Consider the following 6,681-nt stretch of genomic DNA (forward strand, 5'->3'; position numbering starts at 1 on the left):
CCATCACCGCCTCGAACGCCACCGAGTCGTGCCGTTGCCCGGCGGTGGTGACCCGCGCCAACAGCCGACACCGGGTGTCTGCGGCCAGGTGGATCTTGGTGCTCAGCCCACCCCGGGAGCGGCCCAGCGCCTCCCGGTCCGAGACGACCGGGGGCTCGATCCCAGAATTCTTGTCATTCGACCCTGCCCCCTGTGTGCTGGCCCGGCGCGTTGCCCCCACTCAGCACAGTCGGGGCCAACCGGTGTGCCGGGATGTCCTTGGGTGGTTCGTGCCGGGCACCGGCCGCGTGGTGGTGCGCCCGGATCACCGTGCCATCGACACTGGCCACCCACCGCTGGTCACCGTCCTGGTCGGCGCCGACGCGCACCTTGGACCACGCCTGCTCCCAGGTGCCGTCCCCTGACCAGCGACGATGCCGGTTGTACACCGTCTTCCACTTCCCGTAACACTCGGGCAGGTCTCGCCACGGCGACCCGGTGCGCGTGCGCCACATCACCCCGTTGAGCACCTGGCGGTGATCGGCCCACTGCCCACCACGGCCACCAGTCTGAGGGGGCAGGTGCGGCTCCAGTTGAGCCCACTGTTCATCGGTCAGATCATGTCGATCGAGCATGCGTCCGTGTCTACCGCGAGCCCACCTCGGATCTTCGCGGGACACGCCCTAGACGCTGCAGGAGTGTGGCTGGCGAATTCGGTCAGGATGGGTCGACGGGGTTTTGGTTGGTGCACCCCAGCCACCGAAAGCTGGCGCCGCTGGCACAGGGCCATCAGTGAGGGAATCCTGAAGCGGAGGCGGTCGCCGTAGCTTCGAGAAGCACCAGGCGCATCGGACTTCAGGGTTTTCCGCCTAGTGGCCACCACGTTTCTCGTCCTGCCACTCCTCGGTGAGCATGGCGTATACGTACTCATCGGTCCACTCACCTTTCCACCAGGCGGACTGCCGGTGGTGCGCTTCGCGGCGCATGCCGACGCGCTCGAGAAGTGCGACCGAGCGGTGGTTGCGGGTGTCGCAGTCCGCGGAGATCCGGTGCACGCCGTGCTCGGTGAACAGCAACGACATGACCGTGCGCAGTGCCTCGGTGGCGAACCCGCGGCCTTGCGCGTCAGCGGCGAGCGTGAACCCGACCTCGGCCAGACGCGGATCGTCCCCGTCCACGCGGACCGCAACGTCGCCGATCAAACGCCCGCCGGTCTCTATGGCGACTTGGAACCAGACACCAGGTTGCCCAAACGGCACCACGCACATCTGGGCGATGAGGGCCCGGGCGCTGTCCACGGAATAAGGCGTCTCCCACGACTGGTACCGGGCCTGCACCGGATCGCTCCGGTATGCCGCCAGAGCCGAGGCGTCGCCGCTCGTCATCGGGCGCAGCACCAGGTGGTCGGTGACGGCCAGGATCTCTGCGGTCATGGGGCTCAGCTCCTTGGGGGTTCTCGAGATGGAGAGCATCAGGCGTCGCGGCGGCGCAGCGCCACGGCGGCCGTCACGAGCGGGATCACGGCGTATGCGGCGACCACGACCAGGCTCGTGTATGTGGAGAGGTTGGCACCTGGCACGTCTGTCGTCCCGGTGGTGAGCAACGTTGAGGACGCTGGCAGGGGCAGGTAGCTGACGATGGTCTGCACCCAGTCCAGGGTAATGAAGCTGAGGGTGCCAGGCAGCAGCAGCAGGACGGTCAGGGCAACGGTGATGGTGGCGGCGGTGGAGCGAAGGAGCATGCCGAGGCCGAGTGAAAACAGGGAAGCGGCGGTGAGGCAGTAGACCGCGCCGCCGAGCACGCGCCACGTACCGGGGTCGTCCAGGGCCGGGACGAGGTCGTACTGGGAGAGCTGGGCCATGGTGACCAGGTAGGACAGCGTCATGCTGACGAGTGCCACAGCGGCGGCCAGAACGACCAGGGCGAGGGCCTTGGCGGCAAGGACGGGGAGCCGGGTCGGGACCGCGGCGAAGGTGGAGCGGATCATGCCGGTGGCGTACTCCCCGGTGATGGACAGGGCGCCCAGGACGGCGATGACCAGCATCCCGAAGGGGAAGCCGCTCGCGACGATCTCGGCGCCGTGCATCTGCTGCATGCTCGGGGCCATCACGGGGTCCGCCGCCATGGTGTTCAGCGACATGGCGTAGGCCACCGATGCCAGCGTCATGAGTGCGGCGGTGCAGGTCAGGGCCCACCAGGTCGAGCGCAGCGAGAGCAGCTTGATCCATTCGCCGCGCAGGATGCCGGCAAAGGTGGTGTTCACCTCAGCGGTGCTGGGCGAGGTGGCGGCGCGGGTGGTCGCGGTGGGGTCGGCGGTCAGAGTGCTCATCGGTTCTGGCCCTTCTCGGTCCTGTAGCGGGCGGTGGTGGCGGGTTGGGAGCGGTACTCGACCGCGTCCTGGGTGAGTCTCATGTACGCCTCCTCGAGGCTGGCGCTGCGCGCGGACAGCTCGTGCAGCGCCACCCCCCGGGTGAACGCGACGTCACCGACGTGCTCGGCGGTGGTGCCGCTGACCTCGAGGGTCCCGGCCTCGGGCAACGTGACGGTGACGCCGTCCGCGGCCAGTGCGGCGGCGAGCTCACCGGCATGCGGGGACCGCACGCGCACGGCGCCGCCGGAGACGGAGTCGATGACCTGCTGGACCGGACCGGCAGCGATGATCCGGCCGCGGCCGATCACCAGGAGCTGGTCGGCGGTCTGCGCCATCTCACTCATCAGGTGCGAGGACAGGAAGACGGTCCGTCCTTCGGCGGCGAGCCCGCGCACGAGTTGACGCACCCACTGCACGCCTTCGGGGTCCAGCCCGTTGACGGGCTCGTCCAGGATGAGCGTGCGGGGGTCACCCAGGAGCGCTGCGGCGATGCCCAGGCGCTGGCCCATGCCGAGGGAGAACCCGCCGACGCGCTTGCTCGCGACACCGGCCAGGCCGGTCATCTCGATCACCTCGCTGATGCGCGACGCCTTGATGTTGTGGGTGGCGGCCATGGTCCGCAGGTGGGACCGGGCGCTGCGGCCGGGGTGGACGGCTTGGGCGTCGAGCAGCGCGCCGACCTCGCCCAGCGGCGACCGGTGGTGCCCGTAGGGCTTGCCGTTGACGGTGACGCTGCCTGACGTCGGCCGGTCCAGTCCCATGATCATGCGCATGGTGGTGGACTTCCCGGCACCGTTCGGCCCGAGGAACCCGGTGACCAAGCCGGGCGCGATGGTGAAGCTGATGCTGTCCACGGCGGTCTTGCCGCCGTAGCGCTTGGTGAGCTCGTGTGCCTCGATCATGACCGGGACCTTCCTTGTGTTCGTGGGACTGCGGGACGTTCAGTGGGGGCGTGTGGGCGGGCCTGCGCTGTACGTCAGCCGCCGCAGCAGCGTCTCGAACGGGCCGCGTACACCACGCCGGTCCAGCATCACCGCGACGACGACCGTCACCAGCCAGGCGGCGACCGCGTAGGCGTACGCCCCGACGTACCCCAGGCCCTCGCCGAGGCCGAGCGCCCACGGTGCCAGGAGGGGTGCGAGCAGGATGGACTGCCCGAGGTAGCCGGTGAGCGATCGCTCGCCGAGTGCCGCGAGCGCACCGGGCAGGCCGCGGCGACCCCGCGCCGACCAACGGTGCGCGAGCAGCGCGAAGCCGCAGATGTAGCCCAGCCCCGCGTACATGCCGCCGAGAAGGGTGACGTAGAGGGCGACGAACACGACCGGTGGCTCCGGGTGCCAGATGTCGAGGCTGATCAGCGACACCGGCAGGGCCGTCGCGATGTTCACCACCATCGCGGAACAGAAGACCCGCCGCAGTGCACGGAGGTGGTCACCGGGTGCCGCGAGCCACCCGGCCCGCTGGAGCATCAAGCCGGCGATCACGAGCGGGACGTAGCTGAGCAGGAGGCCGGCGAACACCATGCTGGCACCGCTGGCGAAGACACCGAACGCCATGTTGGCGAGATAGCTGGCCCCGGCGGGGTGGTCCCCCGAGGCCACGCGCTCGTCCATAGCCGCCTCCCCGAGGACGTACGCCAGCAGCGGGGTGGTCACGAGGGCGACAAACGCGCCGGTGCGCCAGAGCCACCGGCGCAACGAGCGGTCGGGCAGGTGGACCAGGCCGAGGGCGATGAGGCCGGTGATCCCGTAGGCAGCCAGGATGTCGCCCATGAACAGCAGGGTCGCGTGGAGCACTCCGAGCGCGACCAACCAGAGGCTTCGTCGACGCAGGACCCGCCGCACGCCCTTGGGATCGATGCCGCGGGCCGTCATGCGAGACGCCATCACGGCGATGCCGAACCCGTACAGAATCGCGAACATCGGGCGGGAGCGCTCAGCCATCAGCAGCTGCTCGAGGAAGTGCGCGACCTGGTCCCAGGCGGTCGCGTCGGCCAGGTGGCCGTACTCGTCCAGGGGCCGGGCCCACTGGTAGAGCCCGACGTTCGCGACCGCGATGAACAAGAGCATCGCTCCGCGCGCGATGTCCGGTGCCAGCGAGCGTTCGGCGCGGCCGATCGGGACCGGCGGAGGCGGCTTCGCTCTCACGGCTAGGCGCGGGTCTTCCAGCGCGGTGGTGGTGTCTTGCGATGCTCTCATCATGTGCTCCGTTGTCTCGGTGGGATCGTGCTTCCCACCATCGCCGCCGCCCGGGGGCGGGCACATCAGCCGCGGGGCCTGGTCTGGACTGGCCGATGGCACGGTCTCGTCTCGTACTTTCGGCTAATACGCCGGTCCCGGGGGACCCCTACGCTGATCAGATGGTCACGCACGTGCTCCGCTCGCTGTGGGCGGAGCCACGTCCTGCGAACCCCCCTGGCCGGGTGTGGCGGGACTGGGCGCTCGTCGCGGTGCTGGTGTCGTGGTCGGTGGTGGAAGCCGTCCTCCGCGAGGACCTGGCGTCACGCCCGCTGGTGCTCCTCGCCGTGCTCGCCGTCCTGGCACCCCTGCTCTGGCGACGCACGCACCCGTTCGGAGCGGTCGCGGTCTCCTTCGGCACGTGGACGGCGGTCGACGTCGTCAGGATCCTCGCGGGCGACGGGAGCCTTCTGCTGTATAGCATCTCGGCGGCGCTGCTCCTGCCCTACGCCCTGTTCCGTTGGGGGGCGGGCCGTGAGGCCGTGGTTGGCCTCGGAGTCATCCTGGTCTGGCTGGCCGTCACCAACGTCGCCGACCCCGTGAGCCTGTCGGACACGGTCGGCACATACGGGTTCTTCCTGTTCGCCGCGGCGCTCGGTGCGGCGGTCCGCTTCTACGCGAAGATCCGCATGCGTGACATCGACGAAGCGAAGGCCCGCGAGCGCGAGCAGCTCGCTCGCGAGCTGCACGACACCGTGGCCCATCACGTCTCGGGCATCGCGATCCAGGCGCAGGCGGGACGGGCCGTCGCACGCTCGGACCCCGAGGGTGCGATCGACGCCCTGGTCACCATCGAGGATGCAGCCTCCCGGACGCTCACCGAGCTGCGCGCCATGGTGGGCGTCCTGCGCTCCACGCAGGGCACGGAGCTCGCGCCGCGGCCGGGCGTGGCCGACCTCGAGGGGCTCGTCGGCGACGGCGACGCGCGTCCTCATGTCGAGGTCGTGCTCTCCGGTGAGCTTGACGACCTCAGCCCCGCGGTCGGGTCCGCCGTCTACCGCCTGGCCCAGGAGTCGATCACGAATGCTCGACGGCACGCCCGTCATGCGACCCGTGTGACCGTGGTTGTCACGGGAGACCCCGACGGGTTACGGCTGAGCGTCGACGACGATGGTGCACCCGGTACGGCCGGGAGCACCCCCCCGGGCTACGGTCTGGTGGGCATGCGGGAACGAGCGACGCTCCTGGGCGGCACGTTCCACGCCGGCCCGACCGCACATAGCGGCTGGCGGGTCGAGGCGACGCTGCCTCGCGCCGGGAGCGCACGATGAGCATCCGAGTGCTCATCGCCGACGACCAGCACATCGTCCGCACGGGCCTGACGAGGCTGCTCGACGCCCAACCCGGCATCGAGGTGGTCGGCGCTGCCGCTGACGGGCGTGAGGCCGTGCGCCTTGCGCGTCAGCTCCGCCCCGACGTCTGCCTATTCGACATCCGGATGCCGCTGATGGACGGCATCGAAGCGACCCGCCAGCTCGCCGGACCGGACGTCGCGGACCCCTTGCCGATCGTGGTGATCACGACGTTCGACCTCGACGAGTACGTCCACGGAGCACTCAAGGCCGGCGCCCGCGGGTTCCTGCTCAAGGACGCCGGACCAGTGCTGCTGACCCAGGCGATACGCGCCGCGGCTGACGGGGATGCGCTCATCGATCCCAGTGTGACGGTCCGCCTGCTCGCAGCGTTCGCTCACTCACAGAACGGAGCGAGCCAGCCCCTTGAACCGCTCACGGCCCGTGAGGAAGAAGTTCTCGTCCCGGTGGCGCAGGGCCGCACCAACGACGAGATCGCCACCGAGCTGCACATCAGCACAAGCACCGTGAAGGCCCACCTGGGCAGCCTCATGAGAAAGCTCGGCGCCCGCAACCGCGTGGAGCTCGCCATGTGGGCTCATGAGACCCGCCGCATCTAGACCTCGAAAAGGCTTCCGGTGCGGTACTAACCCGCCTGTGGATTACGCGTCGCTCCGTGGTCGCCGACGGCCAGATGGCGCTGATGTGTTGATGACGCCCGACGCAGCCAGACGGTCTTCACATATCCGCTCCGTCGCGCCCCCTCTCCGAGGTAGCACAGCCGGCCGGGGGACCTTTCCAA

Annotated in this window: 7 protein-coding genes and 1 pseudogene; 2 read left to right on the plus strand and 6 right to left on the minus strand. The window is 69.7% G+C overall.

Going from position 1 to position 6,681, the window contains the following annotated elements:
- The 6 genes and pseudogenes from ACR2FV_RS03955 to ACR2FV_RS03980 all read right to left on the minus strand — a co-directional run.
- Positions 1-130, minus strand: a pseudogene (locus ACR2FV_RS03955) (IS5-like element ISMra2 family transposase); the annotation flags it as partial.
- Positions 131-173: 43 nt separating this feature from the next.
- On the minus strand, positions 174-614 hold the full coding sequence (locus ACR2FV_RS03960) for an IS5 family transposase (protein WP_434014401.1): 441 nt from the start codon (positions 612-614) through the stop codon (positions 174-176).
- A gap of 234 nt (positions 615-848) precedes the next feature.
- Complete coding sequence (locus ACR2FV_RS03965) at positions 849-1,412, minus strand: GNAT family N-acetyltransferase (protein WP_434014402.1); 564 nt, start codon at positions 1,410-1,412, stop codon at positions 849-851.
- A gap of 38 nt (positions 1,413-1,450) precedes the next feature.
- Entirely contained in the window at positions 1,451-2,308 is an 858-nt protein-coding gene (locus ACR2FV_RS03970; RefSeq protein ID WP_434014403.1) for an ABC transporter permease subunit, read from the minus strand.
- The gene (locus tag ACR2FV_RS03975; RefSeq protein WP_434014404.1) at positions 2,305-3,252 is read right to left on the minus strand and encodes an ABC transporter ATP-binding protein; all 948 of its coding nucleotides are present in this window, start codon (positions 3,250-3,252) and stop codon (positions 2,305-2,307) included. Before ACR2FV_RS03975 ends, ACR2FV_RS03970 begins: the two co-directional genes overlap by 4 nt.
- A gap of 39 nt (positions 3,253-3,291) precedes the next feature.
- Positions 3,292-4,548, minus strand: coding sequence for a DUF418 domain-containing protein (locus ACR2FV_RS03980; RefSeq protein ID WP_434014405.1), 1,257 nt, complete (start codon positions 4,546-4,548; stop codon positions 3,292-3,294).
- Positions 4,549-4,709: 161 nt separating this feature from the next.
- Here ACR2FV_RS03980 and ACR2FV_RS03985 point away from each other — a divergent pair, with 161 nt between their 5' ends.
- Positions 4,710-5,858, plus strand: a complete 1,149-nt coding sequence (locus ACR2FV_RS03985; protein WP_434014406.1) for a sensor histidine kinase — start codon at positions 4,710-4,712, stop codon at positions 5,856-5,858.
- Complete coding sequence (locus ACR2FV_RS03990; protein ID WP_434014407.1) at positions 5,855-6,499, plus strand: response regulator; 645 nt, start codon at positions 5,855-5,857, stop codon at positions 6,497-6,499. Before ACR2FV_RS03985 ends, ACR2FV_RS03990 begins: the two co-directional genes overlap by 4 nt.
- The last annotated feature ends 182 nt before the right edge of the window (positions 6,500-6,681 follow it).

Origin of the sequence: Ornithinimicrobium sp. (assembly GCF_051004135.1) — a bacterium.
Taxonomy (GTDB): domain Bacteria; phylum Actinomycetota; class Actinomycetes; order Actinomycetales; family Dermatophilaceae; genus Ornithinicoccus.